Annotated in this window: 26 protein-coding genes, 3 tRNA genes and 1 pseudogene; 16 read left to right on the top strand and 14 right to left on the bottom strand. The window is 44.3% G+C overall.

Annotated elements, in window-relative coordinates; genetic code table 11:
- Positions 1 to 522: 522 nt before the first annotated feature.
- Both L5M29_RS03110 and L5M29_RS03105 read left to right on the top strand, forming a co-directional pair.
- Entirely contained in the window at positions 523 to 2,115 is a 1,593-nt protein-coding gene (locus L5M29_RS03110; RefSeq protein ID WP_263166182.1) for an MATE family efflux transporter, read from the top strand.
- A complete protein-coding gene (locus tag L5M29_RS03105) occupies positions 2,112 to 2,675 on the top strand; it encodes a hypothetical protein (protein WP_113940471.1) in 564 nt (187 codons plus the stop codon). Before L5M29_RS03110 ends, L5M29_RS03105 begins: the two co-directional genes overlap by 4 nt.
- 285 nt (positions 2,676 to 2,960) lie before the next feature.
- Here L5M29_RS03105 and L5M29_RS03100 read toward each other — a convergent pair.
- Both L5M29_RS03100 and punC read right to left on the bottom strand, forming a co-directional pair.
- Positions 2,961 to 3,051, bottom strand: a tRNA-Ser gene (locus tag L5M29_RS03100).
- Positions 3,052 to 3,131: 80 nt separating this feature from the next.
- Positions 3,132 to 4,403 carry a purine nucleoside transporter PunC gene (gene punC / locus L5M29_RS03095; RefSeq protein ID WP_263148311.1) on the bottom strand — a complete coding sequence of 424 codons (1,272 nt, stop codon included), beginning with the start codon at positions 4,401 to 4,403 and terminating at the stop codon, positions 3,132 to 3,134.
- Between the two features lie 115 nt (positions 4,404 to 4,518).
- Between punC and punR the strand changes: the two genes are divergently transcribed.
- From punR to L5M29_RS03065, 6 genes are all read left to right on the top strand, one after another.
- Positions 4,519 to 5,421: a DNA-binding transcriptional activator PunR gene (gene punR, locus L5M29_RS03090; RefSeq protein WP_028759950.1), complete on the top strand. Its 903-nt coding sequence runs from the start codon at positions 4,519 to 4,521 to the stop codon at positions 5,419 to 5,421.
- A gap of 339 nt (positions 5,422 to 5,760) precedes the next feature.
- On the top strand, positions 5,761 to 6,420 hold the full coding sequence (locus L5M29_RS03085) for a Bax inhibitor-1/YccA family protein (protein ID WP_028759949.1): 660 nt from the start codon (positions 5,761 to 5,763) through the stop codon (positions 6,418 to 6,420).
- Positions 6,421 to 6,489: 69 nt separating this feature from the next.
- The gene (gene tusD / locus L5M29_RS03080; RefSeq protein WP_263166181.1) at positions 6,490 to 6,879 is read left to right on the top strand and encodes a sulfurtransferase complex subunit TusD; all 390 of its coding nucleotides are present in this window, start codon (positions 6,490 to 6,492) and stop codon (positions 6,877 to 6,879) included.
- A 14-nt stretch (positions 6,880 to 6,893) separates the two neighbouring features.
- Complete coding sequence (gene tusC, locus L5M29_RS03075) at positions 6,894 to 7,250, top strand: sulfurtransferase complex subunit TusC (protein WP_263166180.1); 357 nt, start codon at positions 6,894 to 6,896, stop codon at positions 7,248 to 7,250.
- Positions 7,250 to 7,531: a sulfurtransferase complex subunit TusB gene (tusB, locus tag L5M29_RS03070; RefSeq protein ID WP_263166178.1), complete on the top strand. Its 282-nt coding sequence runs from the start codon at positions 7,250 to 7,252 to the stop codon at positions 7,529 to 7,531. The genes tusC and tusB overlap by 1 nt, the downstream gene beginning before the upstream one ends.
- Positions 7,525 to 7,863 carry a TusE/DsrC/DsvC family sulfur relay protein gene (locus L5M29_RS03065; protein ID WP_105252498.1) on the top strand — a complete coding sequence of 113 codons (339 nt, stop codon included), beginning with the start codon at positions 7,525 to 7,527 and terminating at the stop codon, positions 7,861 to 7,863. Before tusB ends, L5M29_RS03065 begins: the two co-directional genes overlap by 7 nt.
- 99 nt (positions 7,864 to 7,962) lie before the next feature.
- On the opposite strand, the gene L5M29_RS03060 is transcribed toward L5M29_RS03065, so the two are convergent.
- The 7 genes from L5M29_RS03060 to lrp form a co-directional block, all read right to left on the bottom strand.
- A complete protein-coding gene (locus L5M29_RS03060; RefSeq protein WP_028759944.1) occupies positions 7,963 to 8,085 on the bottom strand; it encodes a hypothetical protein in 123 nt (40 codons plus the stop codon).
- Between the two features lie 19 nt (positions 8,086 to 8,104).
- Positions 8,105 to 9,391 carry a serine--tRNA ligase gene (gene serS, locus L5M29_RS03055; protein WP_263166176.1) on the bottom strand — a complete coding sequence of 429 codons (1,287 nt, stop codon included), beginning with the start codon at positions 9,389 to 9,391 and terminating at the stop codon, positions 8,105 to 8,107.
- Positions 9,392 to 9,409: 18 nt separating this feature from the next.
- On the bottom strand, positions 9,410 to 9,784 hold the full coding sequence (crcB, locus tag L5M29_RS03050; RefSeq protein WP_028759942.1) for a fluoride efflux transporter CrcB: 375 nt from the start codon (positions 9,782 to 9,784) through the stop codon (positions 9,410 to 9,412).
- Complete coding sequence (locus L5M29_RS03045; protein WP_263166174.1) at positions 9,777 to 11,108, bottom strand: replication-associated recombination protein A; 1,332 nt, start codon at positions 11,106 to 11,108, stop codon at positions 9,777 to 9,779. Before L5M29_RS03045 ends, crcB begins: the two co-directional genes overlap by 8 nt.
- A gap of 8 nt (positions 11,109 to 11,116) precedes the next feature.
- Positions 11,117 to 11,743: an outer membrane lipoprotein chaperone LolA gene (lolA, locus tag L5M29_RS03040; protein WP_263166171.1), complete on the bottom strand. Its 627-nt coding sequence runs from the start codon at positions 11,741 to 11,743 to the stop codon at positions 11,117 to 11,119.
- Between the two features lie 56 nt (positions 11,744 to 11,799).
- Positions 11,800 to 14,565, bottom strand: a complete 2,766-nt coding sequence (locus L5M29_RS03035; RefSeq protein WP_263166169.1) for a DNA translocase FtsK — start codon at positions 14,563 to 14,565, stop codon at positions 11,800 to 11,802.
- A gap of 342 nt (positions 14,566 to 14,907) precedes the next feature.
- On the bottom strand, positions 14,908 to 15,414 hold the full coding sequence (lrp, locus tag L5M29_RS03030) for a leucine-responsive transcriptional regulator Lrp (RefSeq protein ID WP_006081649.1): 507 nt from the start codon (positions 15,412 to 15,414) through the stop codon (positions 14,908 to 14,910).
- Between the two features lie 179 nt (positions 15,415 to 15,593).
- On the opposite strand from lrp, the gene ald reads away from it, so the two are divergent.
- The gene (ald, locus tag L5M29_RS03025; protein WP_263166166.1) at positions 15,594 to 16,709 is read left to right on the top strand and encodes an alanine dehydrogenase; all 1,116 of its coding nucleotides are present in this window, start codon (positions 15,594 to 15,596) and stop codon (positions 16,707 to 16,709) included.
- A 336-nt stretch (positions 16,710 to 17,045) separates the two neighbouring features.
- A complete protein-coding gene (trxB, locus tag L5M29_RS03020) occupies positions 17,046 to 17,999 on the top strand; it encodes a thioredoxin-disulfide reductase (protein WP_007647644.1) in 954 nt (317 codons plus the stop codon).
- Between the two features lie 254 nt (positions 18,000 to 18,253).
- On the opposite strand, the gene rplT is transcribed toward trxB, so the two are convergent.
- The 4 genes from rplT to thrS form a co-directional block, all read right to left on the bottom strand.
- Positions 18,254 to 18,610 (bottom strand): 50S ribosomal protein L20, encoded by a 357-nt coding sequence (gene rplT / locus L5M29_RS03015; RefSeq protein WP_006081652.1) that lies wholly within the window; start codon positions 18,608 to 18,610, stop codon positions 18,254 to 18,256.
- A 16-nt stretch (positions 18,611 to 18,626) separates the two neighbouring features.
- Positions 18,627 to 18,821 (bottom strand): 50S ribosomal protein L35, encoded by a 195-nt coding sequence (rpmI, locus tag L5M29_RS03010; RefSeq protein WP_006081653.1) that lies wholly within the window; start codon positions 18,819 to 18,821, stop codon positions 18,627 to 18,629.
- An 84-nt stretch (positions 18,822 to 18,905) separates the two neighbouring features.
- Positions 18,906 to 19,448 carry a translation initiation factor IF-3 gene (gene infC, locus L5M29_RS03005; protein ID WP_012089240.1) on the bottom strand — a complete coding sequence of 181 codons (543 nt, stop codon included), beginning with the start codon at positions 19,446 to 19,448 and terminating at the stop codon, positions 18,906 to 18,908.
- A 3-nt stretch (positions 19,449 to 19,451) separates the two neighbouring features.
- Complete coding sequence (gene thrS, locus L5M29_RS03000; protein WP_028759936.1) at positions 19,452 to 21,380, bottom strand: threonine--tRNA ligase; 1,929 nt, start codon at positions 21,378 to 21,380, stop codon at positions 19,452 to 19,454.
- Positions 21,381 to 21,671: 291 nt separating this feature from the next.
- On the opposite strand from thrS, the gene L5M29_RS02995 reads away from it, so the two are divergent.
- Complete coding sequence (locus tag L5M29_RS02995; RefSeq protein ID WP_263166163.1) at positions 21,672 to 21,905, top strand: hypothetical protein; 234 nt, start codon at positions 21,672 to 21,674, stop codon at positions 21,903 to 21,905.
- Positions 21,906 to 22,146: 241 nt separating this feature from the next.
- Positions 22,147 to 22,347, top strand: coding sequence for a CPXCG motif-containing cysteine-rich protein (locus L5M29_RS02990; RefSeq protein WP_028759934.1), 201 nt, complete (start codon positions 22,147 to 22,149; stop codon positions 22,345 to 22,347).
- Positions 22,348 to 22,381: 34 nt separating this feature from the next.
- Here L5M29_RS02990 and L5M29_RS02985 read toward each other — a convergent pair whose 3' ends face one another.
- Positions 22,382 to 23,005, bottom strand: a complete 624-nt coding sequence (locus L5M29_RS02985) for a riboflavin synthase subunit alpha (RefSeq protein WP_263166162.1) — start codon at positions 23,003 to 23,005, stop codon at positions 22,382 to 22,384.
- Positions 23,006 to 23,038: 33 nt separating this feature from the next.
- On the opposite strand from L5M29_RS02985, the gene L5M29_RS02980 reads away from it, so the two are divergent.
- The 4 genes and pseudogenes from L5M29_RS02980 to L5M29_RS02965 form a co-directional block, all read left to right on the top strand.
- Complete coding sequence (locus tag L5M29_RS02980; RefSeq protein ID WP_263166161.1) at positions 23,039 to 24,418, top strand: MATE family efflux transporter; 1,380 nt, start codon at positions 23,039 to 23,041, stop codon at positions 24,416 to 24,418.
- Between the two features lie 250 nt (positions 24,419 to 24,668).
- Positions 24,669 to 24,745, top strand: a tRNA-Val gene (locus tag L5M29_RS02975).
- A 38-nt stretch (positions 24,746 to 24,783) separates the two neighbouring features.
- Positions 24,784 to 24,860, top strand: a tRNA-Val gene (locus tag L5M29_RS02970).
- A 480-nt stretch (positions 24,861 to 25,340) separates the two neighbouring features.
- Positions 25,341 to 25,438, top strand: a pseudogene (locus L5M29_RS02965) (IS30 family transposase); the annotation flags it as partial.
- Between the last annotated feature and the right edge of the window lie 198 nt (positions 25,439 to 25,636).

Below are 25,636 nucleotides of genomic sequence, written 5' to 3'. Positions count from 1 at the left end.
TTTTACTACAGCAAACGGCAGCTTGCGAAACATAACATCAGATAGGTATATGGAACATCACCCACTTCAAGCAAGGTAAGTAGGCTGATTGACACAATAACTAGACCATCCATAGTGCACCTCAATTCGTTATTTTTTAATATTATACGCAGAAGTGCGACAGCTTGTGTCGTAACTAAAAGGAAGTTTGTACAAGGACTATTATATTATCGCTAGGCAATGAATCTTCGATAACTTGCTGTACAGAAAGTGGTTTAAGTGGCTTGTTGGATGGCGTCATTTATCGCTCATCTACTACTAACATGTGAAGTGGTTAAATGCCACCGTCAAATACGACAAGCTGATGATTGACATCGGGCGGATGAGTAAGAATAATACGCGGCAGGCTGCAGAGAAGCCTGTCCGCAAAAGATGATATCACTCTGATAAATTAACAGCGTTGCGAATCGATTTCATATCGAACCCACAGCAATCAAATAAGTTTGGCTTAGCGGAATGCCAATAAACTTAGGAGAATTGTTTGTGAAACATGCAACCGCTAACACTTTCAAACCCGCCGGTATCAATGTTGAACTTTCTGACATTGTACCCTTGGCAGCCACCGAAATGCCCTCCCACGGGAAATCTCACTCAGGATCTCAGTCAACTGAGTCCTTAGGTACGTTAGCTATCCCTACTTTGTATTTGCGCTTTGCGTTACCCATGGCATTGGCCATGATGCTCAGCGGCAGCTACAACTTAGTTGACTCTTATTTTATTTTGAAATACATCGGTGCCGATGCATTGGCTGGGGTGACGATTGCCTTCCCGTTACAAATGATGATTTTTGCTTTGGCCTGCATGATAGGAAATGGTACTGCGACCTTAGTAAGCCGATTTTTAGGGGCAAACGAGTTTGATAAGGCGAGTCAAATCGCGAACACTGGTTTTGCGTTAGCCCTATGTTGCGGCGTGATAGTGACTATCTTGTCACTCGCCCAGCTTGATCATTTATTGGCGTTTATTGGGGTAAGCTCAACACTTGCCTTAGCTGCTACAGAGTATCTACAACCCATTCTCTATTTTAGTCTATTCACTTTTTTGTTATCTCTTAGCGGCGATTTACTCAGAGCACAAGGCAAAGTCGTGGTGATGCTGCTGGTTATCTTGTTGTCGGCGGTCATGAACATCCTGTTCGATACACTCTTTATTGCCGTTTTAGATATGGGCGTGAGTGGTGCTGCGTGGGCAACGGTGGCGGGTCAATGTGTGAGTCTATTTATTGCAGCCGTCTATTTTGTCCCCAATAACCGTTTTGCCAGTAAACAGGCGCTTTTTTATTTTAGAATGGAGCAGATAAAGCTCAACCTCACTGAGATAAAAGCGATTCTTGGCTTAGGTAGCCCTATATTATTGTCATATCTTGGGATTGCCTGCGTGATCTCATCGGTAAATCATATTTTAGTCAGTCATTTAGCCAATGTAGTGCCCAATACGCCAGCGGCGAATGAGGTCGCGTACATGATCAGCGCTTATGGTTTGATCGGACGCTTTAATATCTTTATCGCCCTGCCGCTCATGGCACTTACCAGCGCAGCGCAAACGATCAGTGCCTATAACTATGGGGCGATGGCATCTTCTCGGGTGTTAGCGTGTGCTAAATGGGGAATCGTCTTGACCTGCTGTTATCTGAGTATAGTGACAATTGTATTTATGGGTTTTCCTAACTCGGTATTTCGCGTGTTCACCGATGCCCCCGCACTCATTGCCGCCTGTATTAAAATCTCGAGTGTGACGTTTATCACCCTACCTTTGGCGGGGATCACAGCTATTGCGATTGCTGTGTATCAAGGCACAAATCGCCCTAAGCTTGCATTGCTATTATCTGGGATAAAAATCTATGGTTTGTTACTGCCCCTGCTGGTCCTGTTACCTCAACTATCCTTCGCAGATATTTCATTTATCACAGGCGCATTAAACATTAATATCATGCCAAACGCTTTGACTGAGTTATGGATGGCCTTTCCAATTGCGGACATCTTAGCTTGTCTCTTGAGTTTATTGATCATCAGTATTTGGCCTTTCATTCACGTGCCGCGAGCAAATCGAGTCAGTCATGGAGGTAATGCAAAATGAAGTTAGCCAAGATGAAAGACTCAAGCGCCATCGCATTAAATGAAACCAAAGTTCGCGCTAAAAAACTGCTCAAAGCTTGTCAGCAGGATGAGCCGTTAGCCAAGCAAAGAGTCGCGACCTTAATGGCGAAGTTGGGCATCTTACACTCAGATCTCCAGCTTAAGCATTGCCAACAAGTGATTACACGTGAGCTAGGGTTTATCGATTTTCATCATTGCCAGCGAGTCCTGTCGGGTCAAGCCATACTTGGGGATGATTGGGGAAGTTTATTCCATACTAAACAATGCGACACATTACTCAATCATTGGTTTACTGGCTATTTAGCCGCGCGTGAGTTTAATGCGCAAGCTGAGGACACATTGCTACTCCCCTACAAGAAGCAGTTTTTTGTGGTGGAGCGGCGAGATTACTTCAATGCGCTGAATTTGCGGATAATTTTGCAACCGGTGGATAACGCTGGCGAACCGACAACACTCCGGGATCTGGTGAGTAGCTATGCTAATGCAAACTGGAACTCCTTTGCGCTGGCCATGGTCCAACACAAATTACCAAAAGTGTAATGATGGCTGAGATTGTCAGTGCATCATGTTGAATGAGGAAGTCTAGAGTTAAATAATACAAGCAAAGTCATCATTGCTGATGGTCTTGCTTGTGAAATATGGCTGAGGCGCTGCGTTTCGGATCAGAAACGCAAGGCTAAAATAGCTAAAATGCAAAAAGCCGCTAATTGCTTAGCGGCTTTTTTGACGAAATCTGGCGGAGGAACTGAGCTTAGAATGAGGAACCTAGGGTTCAAATTATATAAACAAAAAATCCATCATTGCTGATGGCTTTTCCGTAAAATATGGCGGAGGAGCAGGGATTTGAACCCTGGGTGGGCTATAAACCCACGCCGGTTTTCAAGACCGGTGCATTAAACCACTCTGCCACCCCTCCGAACGAGGCGCATAATATAAGTAAGTCTGTTGACTGTAAAGCACTAACTCTCAATTATGCGCCAATTGTTGCTATTACACTCAATCCGCTGGATTTTGCTTCACATCGGACATTATGCCTACCCGTGCGGGATCTGGCTTAGTGAAATGTTTGGCAAAGTCGCCCCACTCTTGTTGACTCTTAAGTATATAGCCGACCACAACTAAAATAGCGCAACATAGGATACCCCAACCAATCGCCACTTCACCAAGACTTGCCCACATAGCGACTAAGCTTGATGCACCAAAGGCAATGCTGATCTGTAAGAAGTTCTGTAATCCTGCGGCCTTAGCGGCATTCTGACTAAACTGCTGTAGCGCACTGTTCACGACTATTGGGTAAATAGCGCCATTAGCTGCGGCCAAAATCGAGAACGAAATAAGCAGTGGGAAAATCGTGCTCGCGGGATAAATCAGCGTGAACATGATGATCGAAATAACGCAGGCTGCGAAAACCGACAACAAGATATTGAGTGTTTGATGCCCGCCAATGCGTTTTATCAGTAACTTACTCGCATAACCACCGACAATAAACATGATGGTTTGCGGGATAAAACTTAACCCAATTTCAGTCGCTTGATAACCGTGCATTTCCATCACAATCGGCCACACAGTTAAATAGGCAAAGAAAGCACCGGAACAGGCACCGAAGATCACGACGTTGCCTAAATAGCGGGTGTTTTTCAAAATTTGCCCATAAGATACTGCAGCATGTTCACTGTGTTTATGTTGACTCTTGCCTGGAACAAAGTACAAGGTCATCAATACCAGCAGAAATGCAATAACACACAAGGAGATAAAGATTGCACGCCAGCCTAATTCGTTCAGAATATAAGCGCCAAGGATCGGTGCTAATGCAGGCGATAATGCGACCAATGGCATAATGTTGCTGAAAATACCTTGGGCTTTATCGGCATCATATTGTTCAACCACAATAGCTTGCCAAATAACCCCTGCACTACAGGCGCCAATGGCTTGGAAGAAGCGCGCGGTATTGAGCATTAATATAGAATCACTGTTGGCAATAAACACGCTAGCAATGGCAAATAAAACAAGGCCAAAGATCAGTGCCCAACGTTTGCCGATTTTATTGACTAACGGGCCGTAAAGCAGCTGACCTAAGGCAAGACCCGCAAGGAAACAGGTCAGTGACATTGCCACCTGTGATGGTGTGCTGTCAAATGAGCCTTCAATTGCTTTGAAAGCAGGCAAATACATGTCAGTGGCAATAAAGCCAAGCATGCTCAACATGGCTAAATAGAATAGAAACATAAAGAACTTTATGTTTACAAAGGTGTTACTAGACGTTTTCATAAAATAATCGGGTCAGATTGACTAAAGTGTGCAGTCTAAAGACTTGTTGAATTTATTGGAAACGTTTATTTTTGACTTGTGCTATCAATTATTTTCATTGGAATGGACGTCAGTTATGCTCTCAGAACAAGCGCTAGAACTCATTGATATTGTGGCTCGTGTAGGTAGTTTCACCGCGGCGGCGAATCGGCTACATAAAGTGCCCTCTGCCGTGAGCTACGCGGTCAAGCAAATAGAAGAAGAACTCGGCGTCATTCTTTTTGAACGGCATCATCGCAGTGTAACCTTAACACCAGCGGGTGAACATTTTGTGAAGCAAGCCAGAACCTTGCTCACGCAGATGGACGAGATGAAACGTGGCACTCAGCGCGTGGCAAATGGTTGGCAACCCACCTTGTCCATAGCCCTTGATAATATCGTCCGTGCCGACAGGATCAGCGTATTAATTGCTGACTTTTATCGACACTTCCATGATATTGAATTAATTATTCGTATTGAAGTCTTTAACGGTGTTTGGGAAGCGCTCGCCACGGGTCGCAGTGATATTGCTATTGGCGCGACAACCGCAATTCCAGTCGGTGGCGTTTACCAATATAAAGACATGGGGGATATTGAGTGGGCGTTTCTTGTTAGTAAAAATCATCCCTTGGCCAGTATTGACCGCCCATTAAGTGACGATGAGCTGCGCCCTTTTCCCTCGATTTGTTTAGAAGATACTTCTCGGGAAATTCCAAAACGTATGACTTGGTTGCTAGAGAATCAACGCAGGTTAGTCGTACCTGATTGGATCCGTGCCATTAACTGTTTCCGCGAAGGTTTAGGCGTCGGTTATATGCCAGTGCATTTAGCGAGCGTGTTTATTAAGGCGGGTGCGCTTGTTGAAAAACAACTGGAAAATCCAAAGCAGACAAGCCCTTGTTGCTTGGCGTGGAATGCTGACAAGATGTCGCCTGCACTCGCTTGGGTGCTGGAATATCTTGGCGATACTGAAAAATTGCACAAAGAGTGGCTGGCTTAAGCTTGGTTTAAACTCAATATGCTGATCTAGTCATTGAAATCAGCATTGAGTGTGATTGTGTACCGTCTGCTTATGTACAGACTAAATTTTTACCTTCATAGTGGATGAAGACGCAGATACAAGAATTTTATTTTTTTTGCTTTGCAGTTAAAGTTGAAATAAATAATTGAGTAAAATTTTGAAGATTAACAATTTGTTATTCATGGTTCTATGACTTTCACCCGTATCTCATGTACGGTATCATTGCACCAGTTAAGTTCATTTTAGGATTTTACGGGAACTTAGTGTGCTGTAAAAAATCAAAATGATCAGTTTGGAAATGTGTCAACGGAGATCAACATGACCCAAGAAACTTTATATTCGACGAGTGCGTCAACACTGGAAGTGAACAAACTTCTTAAAAACACTTATATGCTGTTATCGATGACATTGGCCTTCTCTGCCCTGTGTGCGGGTTTGGCAATGGCATTAAATATCAGTCCGTTAGTCTCCATTGGTTTATCGATTGGTGGCCTAGTACTGTTGTTTGTCACTTTACGTAAAGCCGAGTCTGCAGCGGGTATCTTCTGGGTGTTTGCCTTTACTGGTATGGAAGGTGCTTCACTGGGCTACATGCTCAATCATTACGCGGGTATGGCAAACGGTCCACAGCTGATCATGCAAGCACTGGGGTTAACGTCAGTAATTTTCGTTGCGTTATCAGCCTATGCAGTGACCACTAAGAAAGATTTCTCTTTCCTACGTGGATTCTTGTTCGCCGGCTTGATTGTGGTGATCGCCGCCGCTGTGATTAATATTTTTATGGGTAACAGTGTTGCCTTTATGGCAATTAACGCAGGCTTGGCGTTACTGATGACAGGTTTTATCCTGTTTGATACTAGCCGTATCGTCAATGGTGGCGAAACTAACTACATTCGCGCGACTATCTCGTTATACCTAGACTTCTTAAACCTCTTCATCGCGCTGTTGCACCTGATGGGCATAGGCAACGATGACTAATCCTAGTTAGCGATTTTTAGCTTAACTTGCGTTAGAATGGCCCTACTTTTAGGGCCATTTTTATTTTAAATGAGCAAATTTATTATCCAAGTGAACGGGCCCGCTTATGGCACGTCGGCGAGTGTTAATGCCTTACGCTTCTCCCAAGCAGCACTTTTAGCTGGGCATCAGATTATCTGTGTGTTTTTTTATCAAGATGGCGTGTATAACTCCACAGATTTAAGCTTACCCGCCTCCGATGAAAACGATGTGATCAGTGACTGGAAACAGCTGGCGCAATCCCATCAGGTCCCGTTAGTCAATTGCGTGTCTGCAGCGCTACGTCGCGGCATTGTGAGTCAGCAAGATGCCCGCGAGAATGGCCTTAGCCACTGGAATGTGGGCGAGTCATTTATCATGGGCGGTTTAGGTGAGCTAATCACAGGTATTGAATCGGCCGATCGTTTGATCAGTTTTTAACTCTCAGGGCTACTATGAAAAAATTGTGTATTCTATTTCGCTGCTCGCCACATGGTACTGTTCGTGGCCGCGAAGGTTTAGATCTTGCCCTGCTTAGCGCTAGCTTCGAACAAGAAGTGAGTTTAGTCTTTGTTGATGAAGGTGTGTTGCATTTGATTAAAGATCAACAGCCTGAGCTTATCGGTGCTAAAGATTACATCTCCACCTTTAAAGCACTGCCGCTGTATGATATTGGCTCTGTGTTTGTCTGTAAGCAATCCTTAGCCGATTACGGCTTAAGCCATGGCTTACTGTCGATCCCAGTGACAGTGGCCAACGATGAAGCCATCGCAGCCCATTTAAACCAAGTGGATGAGGTCTTAGTATTCTAATGATTTTACATCATATTCAAACATCTCCCAGTCGAGATAGCGCGCTGAAACTTTGTTTACGTTACGCCTGTAAGGAAGATGCAATTTTATTATCGAGCGATGGCGTTAACGCGTTACTGCTGCGCCAGTGGGCAATGGCATTATCGCCCTTCAAGTTGATGGTCTTAAAAGACGATGTTGTCGCACGCGGCCTATCCGAACGTTTAAAGAACGTGATGCTTATCGATTACAATGAGTTTGTGGTTCAATCATTACTCCATGACAAGGTGATAACGTGGTAAATCCATTGCAATTTAATGGCGCAGAAATCGCCCGTGACCATCAAGGTTATTTAAAAAATCTTAACGATTGGCAACCCGATATGGCCCTGTTGTTAGCGGCAGAAGAGCAAATTGTACTTACGCCAGCCCATTGGGAAGTGATTAACTTTGTTCGAGATTTCTATCTCGAATATAAAACGAGCCCTGCTATCCGTGTATTAGTTAAAGCCATTGGCCAAGCCTTAGGACCAGACAAAGGCAATTCAAAATACTTATATACCCTATTCCCGATTGGACCTGCGAAACAAGCAACGAAAATCGCGGGCCTGCCCAAACCAGCTAAGTGTATTTAATGGCAAAGGGTTAAGTCATCACGTAAACATGACACAAACAAAAAGGCATGTTCCCTTGGGAAACATGCCTTTCTTTTTACTTGAACAAAGTTGATAGGGTTATTTGACGTTTTCTAACACAACCCAGATGGCTTTGCCTACGGTGGCAAGCATTACAGCAAAAAATACTGCAATCACAGCGGTATAGGAAAGCCAACGGAGATAGCGCTGGCCTTTATCCATAGTATTATTTTGTGTTCCATTAGCCTATTTGAGTCAAACCGCCCATGTAAGGACGCAGTACTTCAGGGACTGTGATACTGCCATCAGCATTTTGATAGTTTTCTAAAATAGCCACTAAAGTACGACCTACAGCTAAACCTGAGCCGTTTAACGTATGCAATAGCGCAGGCTTATTGTCTGCTTTCACACGGTAACGCGCTTGCATACGACGGGCTTGGAAATCCTTCATGTTTGAGCAAGAAGAAATCTCACGATAGGTATTTTGTGCTGGTAACCAGACTTCGATGTCGTAGGTTTTGCTTGAGCCAAAGCCCATATCGCCAGTACATAAAATCACTGTTCGATACGGTAAACCTAAACGCTGCAATACTGTTTCAGCATGACCTGTCAGCGCTTCAAGTGCCGCCATTGAATCTTCAGGCTTAACAATTTGCACCATTTCAACTTTATCGAATTGGTGCTGACGGATCAGACCACGGGTATCTTTGCCGTATGAGCCCGCTTCGCTGCGGAAACATGCAGTATGCGCAGTTAACTTTATTGGCAGCTCGTCTTCATCAACAATGCTATCGCGAACTAAGTTCGTTAATGGCACTTCTGCGGTTGGGATAAGGCTCAAGCCTTGGCCTTCTTCAGTCGCAGGTTTAGTGTGGAATAAGTCTTCACCAAACTTAGGTAGCTGGCCTGTGCCGAGTAAGCTTGCCTCGTTAACCAGTAATGGCACATAGGCTTCGGTATAACCGTGCTCTGTGGTATGTAAGTCCAACATGAACTGACCAATGGCGCGGTTTAAGCGGGCGACTTGGCCTTTCATTACGATGAAACGTGAGCCAGTGATTTTAACGGCATTTTTAAAATCTAAGCCGTTTAAGCCTTCACCTAAATCGATATGATCTTTAATCGGGAAATCAAAAGTGCGTGGCGACCCCCAACGTCTCACTTCAACGTTCTCTGTTTCATCGGCACCCATTGGTACTGATTCATCAGGCAGGTTAGGCATAGACATGGCAATGGCATTGACTTCTTCAAGTACAGCGGCCAGTTCAATCTTTTTGGCATCCAACTGTGAACCTAAATCGCCCACTTGCGCCATGATTGCGTCAACATCTTCACCACGGGCTTTAGCTTGGCCAATGGATTTGGAGATGGCATTACGCGACGCTTGTAATTCTTCGGTAGCCACTTGCAGTGACTTACGCTTTTCTTCTAATTGAATGAGATGAGCTATGTCTAAAATAAAGCCACGGGTAGCCAGTCGCTCAGCGGTAACTTCTAATTCGTTGCGCAAAAATTTAGGATCTAACATGTGATATATTCTTAATAGTTAAATGCGAGAAAAAACCAGTTGTTGACCTAAGTACACCATGAATAAACATAGACTTAGATTCAACACCACATTCAAAATCGCCTTCAGCCAATCCCCTTCTTGCATCAGCAACAAGGTTTCATTAGAGAAAGTCGAAAACGTTGTCAAAGCACCTAATAGACCGATACCTATAAGCGCTTTGAGTTCAGGGCTGATATGACTCATTTGCCCCAGAGCGTAAATTACGCCCATAAAAAATGAACCTATAACATTAACCAACAGTGTACCAAAAGGAAAACTGCTGCCAAATACTTGGATCATGAATATTGAAATAAGATAGCGTAAAACTGCTCCAATTGACCCGCCGAAAGCCACTAATAAGATGTTAGTCATATCTTTTGTTCTCACTGGCTTGATCTAACTGGACTAATTGCGCCAATTTATCTTTGATCCGTTTCTCGAACCCTCGCTCAGTCGGAAAATAAAACTGTGCTGTTTGCAGGGATTCGGGGAAATAATTTTCACCACTGGCATAGGCATTGGCTTCATCGTGGGCATATCGATACCCAGCTCCCATGCCGATGTCTTTCATTAACTGAGTCGGTGCATTGCGTAAATGGTGCGGCACTTCGACTTGCCCTGTTTCGCGAGCTAACGCACGCGCCGCCTTAAATGCGGTATACACAGCGTTGCTCTTCGGCGCACTGGCAAGATAAACAATGGCTTGTGCTATTGCTCTCTCACCTTCGGCGGGGCCAACACGGTGAAAACAATCCCAGGCATTCAGTGCGATTGTCATCGCCGCAGGATCGGCATTGCCCACATCTTCAGAGGCAATCGCCAGTAAGCGCCTTGCCACGTAAAGCGGATCGCCGCCGCCCTCTATAATTCGACAAAACCAATATAAAGCCGCATCGGGTGCCGAGCCACGGATGGATTTATGCACCGCTGAAATAAGATCGTAAAATTGATCGCCATTTTTATCGAATCCGGCAACTTGGTGCCCCGCCACTTGAATTAACATTTCAGTGGTAAAGGTGCCACCGTCAATGAGCATATCACTCATTAACTCAATAAGATTTAACGCTTTACGGGCATCACCATCACAAAGTTGTGCCAATGTGGTGAGCACATCGGTTGGCATTACAAATTGTCGTAGGCCTAAACCGCGCTCGGTATCGTTTAAGGCTTGAGTCACTATATGGGCGATTTCATCATGGCTTAAGCGCTTGATAAGATAGACCCTTGCCCGCGAGAGTAAGGCATTGTTAATTTCAAAAGACGGATTTTCTGTGGTCGCGCCGATAAAGATCACTGTGCCATCTTCAATAAATGGCAGAAAGGCATCCTGCTGACTCTTATTGAATCGGTGGACTTCATCGACAAACAATAGAGTACGTTGGCCACGGGATTCTGCAACGGCTTTTGCTTGCTCAATCGCGGCGCGTATGTCCTTAACGCCAGAAGTGACCGCTGAAATGCGCTCAACGTGAGCATTTGAATAATGTGCGATTAATTCGGCTAAGGTTGTTTTACCTGTGCCCGGCGGTCCCCACAACATCATGGAATGGGCGCGCCCTGCTTCTAATGCTTTGCGTAGTGGTTGGCCCTCACCCAGTAAATGGGCTTGACCTATGTACTCGCCAATCGTTCTTGGCCGCATGCGCGCGGCCAAGGGACGAAAATCGGGCGCAAAATTAAACGATAAACTGCTCACGCGATAGCCTAATGCGTTGCTTTTCGACGTTGATCATCAACATCGACGCTGTCTGGGATCACAAAGGTGAACAACGCTTTGTCTTTATTTGTGATGGCTTGCTGATTGCTTAAATCAAACAGGCTTAAATTACCTTTATCATCGGCAACATTAAAGTTGACTAACTGGGCATTTTTGAAACACACATTGACGGACAATATGCCCGAATCAATCGCCTTAGGTTTGATCTCATAGCAATCTTGTTTCTTGGACACTGAATACTGTGACCAAGTCGCATCGTCGCGGTGGACGAGCAATGCGATGGGAGATGCATTGATTGCTTCAGCAAAATCCATGATGACAACTTCTTCGGCGAAAGGATTGTAGATCCACAAATCTTTACCATCAGCGACAATCTGCGATTCATCTGGCTGGGTTAAATGCCAATAAAATTGATTCGGATACGCCAATGCAAAAATGCCTGACCCCGTTTGAATAACCTTTTTATTGACATCTGTTACGGTTTGTTTGAAATCGGCTTTTAGTGACGCGGTACCAATCAATTTTTCCCTGAGCTGCTGCGCATCATCGGCAAACACAGCCGCGCTAAATAGCAAAGGTGAAGCTAACAACACAGCGCATAATCGTTTTTTCATTTTATTCCTTACCCTGTAAAACCCTTGGGTGTATCAAAGCTACGCCTTAGCGCGGCTTAATAATGTTTTGGTGCTGGCGGCGCTAAGACTTCACGGTTACCGTTGTGGCCTTGAGCTGAAACAATACCTTGTGCTTCCATCTGTTCAATAATGCGGGCTGCACGGTTATAACCAATCTTAAATTTACGCTGTACGCTTGAAATCGAGCCGCGACGAGTTTCAGTCACAAAGGCAACGGCTTCATCGTATAACGGATCGTATTCTTCGTCTGATTCAGCGGTTTCACCAGGCAATAATACTTGTTCACCATCACTGGCACCGTTGAGGATTTCTTCGATATATTGCGGTTTGCCACGGGCGCACCAGTCGGCAACGACACGGTGAACTTCATGATCATCAACGAACGCACCATGAACACGATTCGGTACCGCAGTACCCGGTGGCAAAAATAACATGTCACCCATACCAAGCAAGGTTTCGGCACCCTGTTGATCTAAAATGGTGCGCGAATCGATACGCGATGACACTTGGAACGCCATACGTGTGGGAATGTTGGCCTTAATCAAACCTGTGATCACATCCACTGACGGTCTTTGGGTTGCAAGAATTAAATGTATGCCTGCGGCACGCGCTTTTTGGGCAATACGGGCAATCAACTCTTCAACTTTTTTACCAACAATCATCATCATGTCAGCAAATTCATCGACCACGACAACAATCGATGGCAGCTTATCTAACGCAGGCGCTTCTGGCTCCATGCTGTCAGAAGACTTCCACATAGGATCTAAAATCACTTCGCCATTGGCCTTAGCCTCGGCAATTTTAGCGTTATAGCCCTTGATGTTACGTACGCCCATCATAGACATCAGCTTGTAGCGACGTTCCATCTCGCCGACACACCAACGCAGCGCATTGGCAGCTTCTTTCATGTCGGTAACTACCTCACATAGCAAATGCGGAATACCTTCATAGACAGACAATTCCAACATTTTGGGGTCGATCATGATAAAGCGTACATCTTCTGGGCCAGACTTATACAGTAAGCTGGTGATCATCACGTTTACACCCACAGACTTACCAGAGCCTGTAGTCCCCGCTACTAATAAATGTGGCATTTTACCAAGATCAACAACAACGGGGTCACCAGCAATATCTTGGCCTAACACCATAGTTAAGTTGGATTTACTCTCAGTAAAGGCGGCACAATCTAACACATCGCGCATGAACACGGTTTCGCGGAATTTATTGGGCAATTCGAGTCCGACATAAGCCTTGCCCGGAATAACTTCAACCACGCGCACACTTTCAGCCAGTAATGAACGAGCTAAATCCTTTGATAGATTAGAGATTTTTGACGCTTTAACGCCCGGCGCTAATTCTAATTCAAAGCGTGTGATCACAGGGCCTGGATACACACCCACCACATTGGCGATGATGTTGAAATCGGCCAATTTAAGCTCAACAAGGCGAGCTACTTGATCCAATTCCTCTGGGCTGATCGGATTCTTCTTACGGTCAGGTATGTCGAGCAAGTTAATACTCGGCAGAGGATCCATCGGTTTTTTCGGTGCGGGTTTGTCTTCTTGTCCTGGCAATACCACAATGCCATCGACAATTTTAGCTTTTTGATCTTGCTTATTACGCTGCGCTTGATTCACTGCACCTGTTGACACTTTAGTATCAAAATCAATGACGTCATCATCGCTAAAACCTAGACTTTCATCATCCTCATCTTCTGTAAATGCTTGACTGCTAAACACTGGCTCATTGTCATCATGATCGAATGAATGCGAATTAAAATCGGCACTGTCTTGCTCATTGGCATTTGAATGTTGAGGCTCAGCTAACCAAGGTGGCGCTTCAAAATTGCCATGGGCGGCCAAATCATCATTATCGATTTGTGGCTCAACCCGTTGTGCACTCTTACTTTTACTGCCATTCAAGCTCAGAATTTTTGCAAGCGCCGATAGTTTATTTTTTGGCGACAAATTATTCTCAGTTTCGGTAATAATACCTTCTGGTTCAATGACCATATCATCAGTGGCAGCATATAGCGTTGGGGTTATCTCAGCTCTACGACCAATATGACGCTCACGCACCTTAGGCTTTTCAACTATGGGGGGCTTTTCTAGCACATATTGGGATTCACGGCGCTGTTTAAACTTATCCACCACGGACATAAAACCACGGGTATCCTCGGTTTCATGCTCACGCTTCATCGCTTGCGGCAATAATTTTAACTTTTTATAAATCCAAATAGAGACTAAGCCGATTTTCTCGACCACAGTCAGCCAGCTAATCCCAGTCAACAGCGTAAAGCCTGAGCCCAAGAAACACAGCAGTAATAAGGTAGTGCCGAGTTTATTAAAATACGGCAACATAGCTTGACCGATCACATCACCCGCCACTCCGCCTGCCGAAAACTCGTAGATGTTGTTGGCATTCATACTCGCCAAAGCAGAAAATCCTAGAATGATCAGTAAAAATCCAATCAATCTCAGGGCCACAGAAAAGTAATCAATTTCAAGTAAATGATGGGCACGTTTGAACAATAACCAACCTGTCGATGCGACAATGATTGGCATGATATAAGCCGTAACGCCGAAGAAATATAACAGAATATCGGCAATCCAAGCCCCTACTGCTCCGGTCCAGTTTTTAATATCGCCTTGAAAATGCGACTGACTCCAACCAGGATCAGACGGACTAAAACTCGTCAATGCGAGCAAAATATAAGTGGCAAGAACACAACAAATGATGAGTCCGCCTTCCAGCAGACGTTGCAGGCCAGTGAGCGTGCGTACACTATTTCCTTGAGACAAACGACGTAATCCATAAAAGTGAAAACAGGTGGGCTAACGATACCAGAATCCCACTAAATGTGGAGCACATTAGCCTGTTTTTCTATACAGAATTGGTCATGATTGGCAAAATTTGGTCTATTGAGGTGTTTTAGTGTGCTTTTGGGGAGGAATGAGTTATTACACAAACACTTCCGTTAACAAGTTTGCTTAAAAATGCCACAAAAAGAAGCCCCTAAGTTCGTAAACTTAAGGGCAATACAAGGCGAATAGCAATAGGCGTAAAATGAAATGAATATATCGACGTTACTGATAAATAAGGGGCCTAAGCCCCTTATTGTAAAACCAAACAATCAGGGTAATTTAGATATCTGAGAGTAGATGATTTATCGCTACACGACTGGTGTGCTTAACTTCTTCCATCACAACATAAGTACGCGTGTCGGAAACAGAAGGTAATTTCAATAAAGTTTCACCTAACAATCGACGATAAGCCGACATATCTGAAACACGAGTTTTCAGTAAGTAGTCAAAATCGCCTGAAACCAGATGACATTCTTGAATATCATCGAGTAGTTGCACTGCGCGGTTAAACTTATCAAACACTTCGGGAGTATCACGGCTTAATGTGATTTCCACGAATACCAGTAGGGATGCACCCAAGAAATGAGGATTCACCAATGCGGTATAGCCATTGATGTAACCTTGCTTTTCGAGACGTTTTACTCTTTCTAAACACGGAGTAGGACTTAGTCCGACTCTTTTTGACAATTCCACATTTGAAATGCGGCCATCAAGTTGTAGTTCATTAAGAATGTTGCGATCGATGCGATCCAAGTCTTTTACAGGACTCTTTTTATTATATGCCATTTATTTAACCTTGCTTTATCACTAAAACAACATTTTATTCTACGTATGCCGAAAGTTCAGCAGCATAAACTGCGTCGCCGATACTATACTAGATATCCCTGAATTAATCACGTTCAGGTCACGATAAAATAACAATTATGCCCATTAAAAGTGGGATTTCAGGCAATTGAGGCTCAAAGATGATTATTGGTGTTCCCAAGGAAATTAAAAACCACGAATATCGTGTCGGTATGGTTCCTTCTAGTGTTCGCGAGTTGGCGATCAAAGGTCACGACGTTTTTGTTGAAACAAATGCAGGCATAGGTATTGGTTTTTCAGATCAAGATTATATTGATGCTGGCGCCACAATTTTAGCGACTGCTGCTGAAGTTTTTGCTAAAGCGCAGATGATTGTAAAAGTAAAAGAGCCTCAAGCAGTTGAACGCGCTATGTTGCGTCACGATCAGATTTTATTTACTTATCTGCATCTTGCTCCAGATTTACCGCAAACTGAAGATTTAATCAAAAGTGGTGCCGTATGTATCGCTTACGAAACTGTGACAGACGATCGTGGTGGCCTGCCTTTGCTTGCCCCTATGTCTGAAGTCGCTGGTCGTATGTCAATCCAAGCTGGCGCTATGGCATTAGAGAAATCTTCTGGTGGCCGCGGTATGTTATTGGGCGGCGTACCGGGGGTTGAGCCTGCTAAAGTCGTCATTATTGGCGGCGGTATGGTTGGTACTAATGCAGCACAAGTAGCAGTTGGTATGGGTGCTGATGTTGTTGTGCTTGATCGCAGTATTGATGCTCTACGTCGTTTAAATGTGCAATTCGGTTCTGCTGTAAAAGCCATTTACTCAACTGCGGATGCAATTGAACGTCATGTTATTGAGGCCGATCTTGTGATCGGTGGTGTACTAATTCCTGGTGCTGCGGCGCCAAAATTGGTTACTCGTAGCATGATTTCACGTATGAAGCCTGGCAGCGCTATCGTTGACGTGGCGATTGATCAAGGCGGTTGTGTTGAAACTTCACATGCCACTACTCACCAAGATCCGACCTACATCGTTGATGATGTTGTGCATTACTGTGTTGCAAATATGCCTGGTGCGGTCGCTCGCACTTCAACATTTGCGCTTAACAATGCAACCTTACCGTACATTCTCAAGTTAGCCAATTTAGGCTATAAAGAAGCGCTGTTGCAAGACAAGCATTTTCTTAATGGCTTAAACGTCATGCACGGTAAAGTGGTGTGTAAGGAAGTGGCTCACGCCCTAAACTTAGCGTTCACATCTCCTGCGACAATATTAGTATAAGTTTTTAATTAACTTAACTTTTTATGTGGATTTGAGCTAGCTTAACTTAGTATGTAATTCAAATCGGTCTCGATACAATTGAGGCCGATTTTTTATTGGATAGAAATAGGCTTCACTACGATCGTACCATCATATTCATACAAGCTCATCCCGTGCTTCATTTCGTGGTTCACACTTAAGCTATTTATGTTTTCACAGTAAAGTAAAACTGACACTCTCCATACCAAAACGGATGGACTCGATTAGTGCAATCTAAAAGAATCGCCCTCCAACACTTTACCCCCACAGGTAAATTCCCTACAATCCTTGCAATTTGCTAAAGGCACGGAGATAAAAATGAGCCAAGTCAGACATTGTAACTTATTGATTTTGGGTTCAGGCCCAGCAGGATATACCGCAGCCGTTTATGCTGCGCGTGCGAATTTAAAACCTGTGATGATCACAGGTATGCAGCAAGGCGGTCAATTAACCACGACGACTGAAGTTGAAAACTGGCCTGGTGACGCGGACGACTTAACGGGTCCAGCCTTGATGGAACGTATGCAGAAGCATGCTGAAAAGTTCGATACTGAAATCTTGTTCGATCATATCAACGAAGTGACCCTTACCGAGCGCCCTTTCCGTTTGAAAGGCGATAACGGCGAGTACACCTGTGATGCGCTGATCATCGCAACTGGCGCTTCTGCCCGTTACTTAGGGTTAGAGTCAGAAGAAGCTTTCAAAGGTCGCGGTGTATCAGCCTGTGCAACCTGTGATGGCTTCTTCTATCGTAATCAAAAAGTCGCAGTGATCGGTGGCGGCAACACCGCCGTTGAAGAAGCATTGTATTTAAGCAATATTGCTGCTGAAGTTCACCTCATCCATCGCCGTGACACCTTCCGCTCAGAAAAAATCTTGATCGACCGTTTGATGGACAAAGTCGCCAATGGCAACATCATCCTTCACTTAGATCAAACCATGGATGAAGTGGTTGGTGATGCCATGGGTGTGACAGGTCTGAAGATGAAGAGCACTAAAGATGGTTCGATCACTGACTTAGCCGTTGCTGGTGTGTTCGTCGCTATTGGTCACAGCCCTAATACCGGTATTTTTGAAGGCCAGTTGGAAATGAACCACGGTTATTTAAAAGTTCAGAGTGGCTTGCAAGGTAACGCCACGCAAACCAGTATCGAAGGTGTTTATGCCTGTGGTGATGTGATGGACCAACATTATCGTCAAGCCATTACTTCTGCCGGCACAGGCTGTATGGCCGCACTCGATGCAGAGCGTTATTTAGACGCTAAAAAGTAACTAGACTCGATTTTTCAACGAATAGCAGGCTTAGCCTGCTATTTTTTTAGGTCAAAATCGTTAAGCAATAGCAAAAATTTTTGCGGGTTGTGCCAATCGACATTGTTCACGCACGCACATTTCTTTCCTTCACCGATTCTTAATCTTGTACCAGTTAAATGAGCGCTTATAAGTGTTTAGGTTGGGTTAAGCCTAAAATAGCGCACAAAAAAAGGGACCAAATGGTCCCTTCTCTACAGCAACAAACTAATTTCTTAGTTTAACGCTTCTTTTGCTTTTTCAACTAAAGTTGCAAATACAACTTTATCGAATACAGCGATGTCAGCCAAAATCTTACGATCGATTTCGATAGACGCCTTTTTCAGACCGTTGATGAAACGGCTGTAAGACAGACCATTTTGACGAGCGGCAGCATTAATACGTGCAATCCAAAGTTGACGGAATTGACGTTTTTTCTGACGACGGTCACGGTAAGCATATTGACCAGCTTTAGTTACTGCTTGAACAGCAACACGGTAAGTACGGCTACGAGCACCATAATAACCTTTAGCTAGTTTTAAAACTTTCTTGTGACGAGCACGAGCGGTTACACCACGCTTAACTCTTGGCATTTTCTAATCTCCTAAATTAAGCGTAAGGTAATTGACGCGCGATTGCTGGAACGTCAGCTTTTGATACTAAACATTTGGCACGTAAGTGACGTTTACGTTTAGTGCTTTTTTTCGTCAAAATGTGACGTAAGTGTGCTTGCTTGCGCTTGAAACCATTAGCGGTTTTCTTAAAACGCTTCGCTACACCCTTGTCTGTTTTCATTTTAGGCATTTCTAAAACTCCGCATTGGGATGTTTAATAAAAAGCAAGGCGAGCAAAGGCCATAGACCTTTGCTACTTTAAGTTTTGCCCTACTTATTTCTTTTTAGGCGCTAGCACCATAATTGCTTGTCGGCCTTCCATTTTCGGGAAAGATTCAACAACCGCATACTCGTCCAAATCAGCCTTGATACGGTTCAATAGATCCATACCCAGGTTTTGGTGTGCCATTTCGCGACCTCGGAAACGAAGCGTAATCTTCGCTTTGTCCCCGTCTTCCAGAAAACGTATCAGGTTGCGTAGTTTTACCTGATAGTCGTTTTCGTCAGTTCCAGGACGGAATTTAATTTCCTTGACCTGAACCTGCTTTTGCTTCTTCTTTTGTTCCTTGGCTGACTTAGCCTTATCAAAAAGGAACTTACCGTAGTCCATAATGCGACATACTGGAGGTTCAGCATTTGGGCTAATTTCTACTAGGTCTACACCTGCTTCATCTGCCAAATTCTGAGCATCTCTGATGCTTACCACACCAATAGCTTCACCATCAATGCCTGTTAAGCGTACTTCTGGTACACCTGTGATTTCTTCATTGATTCTATTAGGGGCCGGCTGACGCCCTGCTGTTTTTTTGATCTTTATGACCTATTCCTCCAACAATTTGAGACTACGGAGCGAAATCTGTTGATGGATTTTAGTGGCGAAATCTTCAAGTCGCATCTTACCTAAATCGATACCATCACGGGTACGCACCGCTACTTCCTTATTTTCCATTTCTTGATCGCCAACGACCAACAAATAAGGGACACGCCTTAAGGTGTGCTCGCGTATTTTAAAGCCTATTTTCTCATTCCTCAAGTCAAAAGACGCTCGAATACCTTGTTCTTTGAAGAATTTTACGACTTCTTCAACATAATCAGCCTGTTTATCGGTGATATTCATCACGACAACTTGCATTGGGGCTAACCAAGTTGGGAAACGTCCTGCATATTCTTCTATCAAGATACCCAAGAATCGTTCCAAAGAGCCTAAAATAGCACGATGGATCATCACTGGGGTCTGACGGCTGTTATCTTCGGCAACGTAAGTTGCACCAAGACGGCTTGGCAACGCATAATCGAGCTGCACAGTACCACATTGCCACGCTCGGTCCAAACAATCGTGTAAAGTAAATTCGATTTTTGGTCCGTAGAACGCGCCTTCGCCTGGCAAAATAGTGAATTCAATATTATTGGCACGAAGAGCTTGCTTAAGTGCTTCTTCCGCTCTGTCCCACATCGCATCGTCACCGATACGTTTCTCTGGGCGAGTCGACAGTTTTACTACGATATTTTCAAAGCCGAAGGTAGCGTAAGTATCGTAAACCATCTGGATACAGGCACTCACTTCCTCTTGAACTTGGCTGTCAGTACAGAAAATATGGGCGTCATCTTGCGTAAAGCCACGTACACGCATTAATCCGTGTAACGAGCCTGAAGGTTCATTACGGTGACAGCAACCAAATTCAGCCATACGCAATGGCAGATCACGGTAAGATTTCAACCCTTGGTTGAAGATCTGCACGTGGCCAGGGCAGTTCATTGGTTTGATAGCGTATTCGCGGTTTTCGCTGCTGGTCGTGAACATGGCTTCTGAGTATTTATCCCAGTGACCAGAACGTTCCCACAACACGCGGTCCATCATTAATGGACCTTTCACTTCTTGGTAAGTGTATTGGTTTAGCTTACGGCGAATGAATCTTTCTAATTCGAGGAAGATGCTCCAACCGTCGTTATGCCAAAACACCATACCCGGCGCTTCTTCTTGCATGTGATACAAGTCGAGCTGCTTACCGATTTTACGGTGGTCACGCTTAGCCGCTTCTTCAAGACGGGTTAAGTGTGTGCTCAGGGCTTTTTTGTCGGCCCAAGCGGTACCATAGATACGTTGCAACATCTTGTTTTCTGAGTTGCCACGCCAATAAGCGCCGGCAATGCTCATTAATTTAAAATGCTGGCAGAAACGCATGTTAGGTACGTGCGGTCCACGACACATGTCAGTGTATTCTTCGTGATGATACAGCGCAGGCGTCGCGTCTTTGCTGATGTTCTCATCCAGAATGGCAATCTTATAATCTTCACCGCGCGCAGCGAATGTATCACGGGCTTCTTGCCAACTAACGACACGTTTTACTACGTCATAGTTGGTTTTTGCCAGTTGAAGCATACGCTTTTCTAATGCGTCGATGTCATCTTGAGTCAACTTGTGCTCAAGGTCGATATCATAGTAGAAGCCATTATCGATAACAGGACCAATCGCCATCTTGGTTTCTGGCCACATTTGCTTAATCGCGTGACCTAATAAATGCGCGCAAGAATGGCGAAGAATTTCAACACCTTCTTCGTCTTTGGCGGTAATGATTGATAGCTCAGCATCGGTTTCAATGAGATCGCAAGCATCTTTTAATTCGCCATTAACGCGGCCAGCGATACAAGCTTTCGCTAAACCAGGGCCAATATCGGCGGCAACATCGAGGGTCGATACAGCATGAGCAAACTCGCGTTTGCTACCATCGGGAAGTGTAATTACAGGCATGAAATGTCCTTTCCAGTGGTGACCCACACGTAGGGCCACTTGGTTTTAGTTAATGTAAGAGAAATGCTCGCTAGGTTAAGACAGTACAGGAGTCTTAGCCGCCTTGCGTAGCAGGGCGTTTATTCTAAGGGATTGTAGCTAAAAGGCGCAAGCATATTGACCAGAATTGGGATTGGAAACAAAAAGCAAATTCATGATTTTGCAGTGTCTTGGTAACTTCTTGGTCATCTAACTCCCCTATTCTAGCGCCAGTTTATTGGGCATCACTGAAAACATGACAAGGGAGTTGATATGTTGAACTGCATTCTACTGGCCGTAACACTCACGCACACTGCAACCGCTTTACCTGAGCCGCAGGTGAAAATCACAAGCAAATCTTTGATTGATACTCAAGTGTTACTCATTGATATTAAAAGTGAACTTGAGCAACAGATGCAGCGTTTAACGCTGGATATTACCCAAGATGCCCGCGATGGCGTGTTACACAGCAGTGAAATGGAGGGGTTAGTGACGGTAAAGGACTAGTTTTTAGAAGAGATAATGATCCAACAAGAAAATATTTAACCAGAAGGTCTATCATGCTGCGTTTTGAGACCGACTTCATCTAAGTCAGTGCACTGCACTCTGCTGTATACTCAAATAGGAAGCACATAAAGCGCACTCAGGTTTCGAATATCGACAAAGCGCAGACAATATAAGCGTACGAAGTATGAGATGCGTTGATTGAGCAGAGCGATTCGCTCTATTGGCGATAAGGAGTTGCACCATGAGAGTCATGAACAAAGTTATTGCTTGTCCCCACTGCGGGCACCATCAAGATATCAGTATCGATGCCAGCTGTGGAGACCAAGATTATTACGATGACTGCCGAATTTGTTGTAATCCGATTCACTTACGCTTACACATCGATGAATCGAGACGAACGGTTGAGCTGTATATCGATTCAGACGACGAGCAAATCTATTAAACGAGATTGCACTACACGCTGCGATGTCACAAAACTAACGTGCTTGTTCGTTAAAACGCCTGGCCAGCACGCGCTCGACTGTGTCGACGATAATTTGTGTTTGGCTGTCGATCTCAATATTGAGTTCATCACCCACTTTATACTGACTTAAATTGGTCAGTTTTAAAGTTTCAGGAATTAAGTGCAACTTAAAGCCGGAGTCACTCACCTCGCCTACCGTTAAGCTGCAGCCGTTAACGCCAACAAAACCTTTATAAAAAATGTAATCCATCCATTTAGGCTCAATGCCCAGTGTCAGATCATAATGCTGTTCTGTATGGCTAATATCAACGATTTTAGCCTTGGTATGAATATGGCCAGAGAGAATGTGGCCACCAATCTCACTACCAAAAGTTAACGAGCGCTCAACATTAACGCTTTGACCTATAGACAAATTAGCCAGATTCGTCAGTCGCAAGGTCTCTTCCACTACGTCGAAAAATACCCTATCATCGACTACCTGAGTCACAGTAAGACATACCCCGTTATTTGCCACACTTGCACCAATCGCAAGTCCCTCATGCAAATCAGGTTCGAACGCTACCTCAAGGGTATTTAGGCCATCTTTCTTATGTATTGCAACCACCTCGCAGGTGGCTTGAACTATACCTGTAAACATTTTCTGCTCGCTTAATCGTTAAAGGCTGTATTTATGAATAATTCAGGCTATCAAGCCAAACGTTTAATCCAATTGGCGCTGCCAGTACTGATAGCTCAGGTCACTCAGACCATGATGGGCTTTATTGATACCGTTATGGCGGGCCGTGTTAGCGCGGTTGATATGGCCGCTGTTGCGGTCGGCACTAGCCTTTGGTTACCCGCTATTCTGTTCGTCCAAGGTTTACTGATGGCTTTTACGCCTTTATTTGCCCACTACAATGGAGCGAATAATCAAAAAGCCATCCAACCTTTGGCCTTTCAAGGTGCCTATCTTGCCATCATTGGCGGCATTGGCGTGATGGTTTTCCTCGCATCTGCGCCCTTTGTGCTTAGCCATATGGATTTAGAACCCGAATTATACCGCTTAACCATAGGATATCTCGACGGTATTTTATGGGGCGCACCCGCATTTGTGCTTTATCAAGTGCTACGTGGCTGCAGTGAAGGTATATCCTATACCTTACCGACCATGGTCATTGGTTTTGTCGGTCTAGCCGTAAATATCCCCGCTAACTATATTTTTATTTATGGACACTTTGGCGTACCGGCCATGGGCGGCGCAGGCTGTGGTATCGCCACTGCTCTCGTATTCTGGGCCATGCTAGTTGCCATGACCATTTACATGCAGTTACATAAAAAATTCGCGGCTTTAGCTCCCTTCAGTAAATTTCATCGTCCAGACTTTGAAACTATGAAGAAAATGACCAAACTCGGCATGCCGATAGCAATGGCGCTGTTTTTTGAAGTGAGTTTATTTGCCATCATAGCGCTGTTACTCGCGCCACTTGGCGCAACAGTGGTCGCAAGTCACCAGATTGCGCTCAACTTTTCTGCCATCGTATTTATGCTGCCGTTATCTATCGGTATCGCGGTATCGATTCGGATTGGTTATTACTTAGGCCGTGATCGCGCTGATATTTCCGCGGTGGTCACTAAAGTGGGCTTATGGCTGGCACTATCCCTTGCTCTAACGACAGCGGTTTTGACCGTATTATTTAGATTCCAAATTGCGAAACTTTATAATGGTGATCCTGAAGTGGTTGCCCTAGCCGGCAGCTTGATGTTGATGGCGGCACTGTATCAATTATCAGATTCAGTCCAAGTGGTTGCCGCCGGAGCCCTACGTGGTTATAAAGATACCCGCAGTGCCTTTTATATCACGCTGTTTTCCTATTGGGGCATAGGGATGTCACTCGGTTATACTTTGGCTTATACGGATCATATCGTTCCTGCCATGGGCGCCCATGGATTCTGGGCAGGATTGATTGCGGGCTTGACCTCAGCAGCGCTGTTATTTTTCATTCGTCTGCGTTACATCCAAAAGCATGGCGTGCATTTGAGCCTTATTGAAGGTGACAGTGTTCACCATTGATTGCATTAATGGCGAGCGACAGTGCTCGCCTTTTGGTTTATCAGTTTGATTTCGATGCATTCTCTGAAGTAAAGCGAATAAGAAATTGCGGTTTTATCTGCGGCGTTGTTGAAACACTGGGCAAGTTGCACAGCAATTCACCATTTGACGACAAATTTGTTTTTTTTGCTTGCCAGCCCTGCGCTATGCCCCTAATATAGCGCTCGTTCCAAGGCGCAACGCTTTTGAATAGCTTGTTAAATTTTGCAATGCACCCGTAGCTCAGTTGGTTAGAGCACTACCTTGACATGGTAGGGGTCGGTGGTTCGAGTCCACTCGGGTGTACCACTCTCTTCAAAGAGTCTAAATTTTGAAATTCAAACAGTGCACCCGTAGCTCAGTTGGTTAGAGCACTACCTTGACATGGTAGGGGTCGGTGGTTCGAGTCCACTCGGGTGTACCATTTCTTGCTGTAATCTTATGAAATATCAAGTCTTCCATATTTTACAATCTAAAATACTTTACATTCCTCAGTGACAAACTCCAAAAATCTGTGCCAACTCTCCCTTAAAATATTATTTAAAACCCATTCGTTTTTTAAGAATTAAAGTCCTCTGCCGAATTTTTCAAGGTGCAAAATTACATTCAAAAGCTTAAAAAAGGCAGCTTGTGCCAAATCGGTGCCAAACATGTTGGCACAAGCGATTTTTGACAAGCTGAAACTAGACCACTACCCAAAAAGGCACAAGAGTCCTTATTATATTCACTAAGGATTGTTAACAGCTCGATTAAGCACTTTGATTCATATCGTCATCAAATATTGATAACTCTTTTAAACTGCTACTCCTTGGAACATAAATCCATTAAAATCTCGCTGTAAAATTTTTTCTAGTACGTGATCAGTTGCTTTTGCAAGCTCATAAAAAAACGTAACAACTTTGTGGTAAGCGATGGCATCATCTTGTTTGCACATAACAGGATAACTACCGACCTAAGAAATGTTTGAAGTTTAAGCATACAGTTGTTGTATTTAAACAATAGCCCCTTAATTTGGCGAATATCATCCTTCGAAGTTGAATTCGGATTTAAAATTTATTCAACAGTTTTGCGCTTAGTTTCTCAAACATTGAAGGTTGCACTCTTTTTAACTCTTCACAACCACATTCCGGGCACTCTGTTCGTACATCATTGGGTAATAATACATCGTTTTTGGGCGCCCTAACTGAACTCCACTGGCAT

Origin of the sequence: Shewanella sp. SM95 (genome assembly GCF_025653595.1) — a bacterium.
In the GTDB taxonomy this organism is placed as follows: domain Bacteria; phylum Pseudomonadota; class Gammaproteobacteria; order Enterobacterales; family Shewanellaceae; genus Shewanella; species Shewanella oncorhynchi.
The sequence above is the reverse complement of the archived record's forward strand: the minus strand, read 5'-3'. Positions and strand labels throughout refer to the sequence as shown.

Coding starts and splice junctions, on each gene's coding strand:
- L5M29_RS03105 (WP_113940471.1), top strand. CDS start 2,112: ATGAAGTTAGCCAAGATGAAAGACTCAAGCGCCATCGCATTAAATGAA.
- punC (WP_263148311.1), bottom strand. CDS start 4,403: ATGAAAACGTCTAGTAACACCTTTGTAAACATAAAGTTCTTTATGTTT.
- punR (WP_028759950.1), top strand. CDS start 4,519: ATGCTCTCAGAACAAGCGCTAGAACTCATTGATATTGTGGCTCGTGTA.
- L5M29_RS03085 (WP_028759949.1), top strand. CDS start 5,761: ATGACCCAAGAAACTTTATATTCGACGAGTGCGTCAACACTGGAAGTG.
- tusD (WP_263166181.1), top strand. CDS start 6,490: ATGAGCAAATTTATTATCCAAGTGAACGGGCCCGCTTATGGCACGTCG.
- tusC (WP_263166180.1), top strand. CDS start 6,894: ATGAAAAAATTGTGTATTCTATTTCGCTGCTCGCCACATGGTACTGTT.
- tusB (WP_263166178.1), top strand. CDS start 7,250: ATGATTTTACATCATATTCAAACATCTCCCAGTCGAGATAGCGCGCTG.
- L5M29_RS03060 (WP_028759944.1), bottom strand. CDS start 8,085: ATGGATAAAGGCCAGCGCTATCTCCGTTGGCTTTCCTATACCGCTGTG.
- serS (WP_263166176.1), bottom strand. CDS start 9,391: ATGTTAGATCCTAAATTTTTGCGCAACGAATTAGAAGTTACCGCTGAG.
- crcB (WP_028759942.1), bottom strand. CDS start 9,784: ATGACTAACATCTTATTAGTGGCTTTCGGCGGGTCAATTGGAGCAGTT.
- lolA (WP_263166171.1), bottom strand. CDS start 11,743: ATGAAAAAACGATTATGCGCTGTGTTGTTAGCTTCACCTTTGCTATTT.
- lrp (WP_006081649.1), bottom strand. CDS start 15,414: ATGGCATATAATAAAAAGAGTCCTGTAAAAGACTTGGATCGCATCGAT.
- ald (WP_263166166.1), top strand. CDS start 15,594: ATGATTATTGGTGTTCCCAAGGAAATTAAAAACCACGAATATCGTGTC.
- trxB (WP_007647644.1), top strand. CDS start 17,046: ATGAGCCAAGTCAGACATTGTAACTTATTGATTTTGGGTTCAGGCCCA.
- rplT (WP_006081652.1), bottom strand. CDS start 18,610: ATGCCAAGAGTTAAGCGTGGTGTAACCGCTCGTGCTCGTCACAAGAAA.
- rpmI (WP_006081653.1), bottom strand. CDS start 18,821: ATGCCTAAAATGAAAACAGACAAGGGTGTAGCGAAGCGTTTTAAGAAA.
- thrS (WP_028759936.1), bottom strand. CDS start 21,380: ATGCCTGTAATTACACTTCCCGATGGTAGCAAACGCGAGTTTGCTCAT.
- L5M29_RS02995 (WP_263166163.1), top strand. CDS start 21,672: ATGTTGAACTGCATTCTACTGGCCGTAACACTCACGCACACTGCAACC.
- L5M29_RS02990 (WP_028759934.1), top strand. CDS start 22,147: ATGAGAGTCATGAACAAAGTTATTGCTTGTCCCCACTGCGGGCACCAT.
- L5M29_RS02985 (WP_263166162.1), bottom strand. CDS start 23,005: ATGTTTACAGGTATAGTTCAAGCCACCTGCGAGGTGGTTGCAATACAT.
- L5M29_RS02980 (WP_263166161.1), top strand. CDS start 23,039: ATGAATAATTCAGGCTATCAAGCCAAACGTTTAATCCAATTGGCGCTG.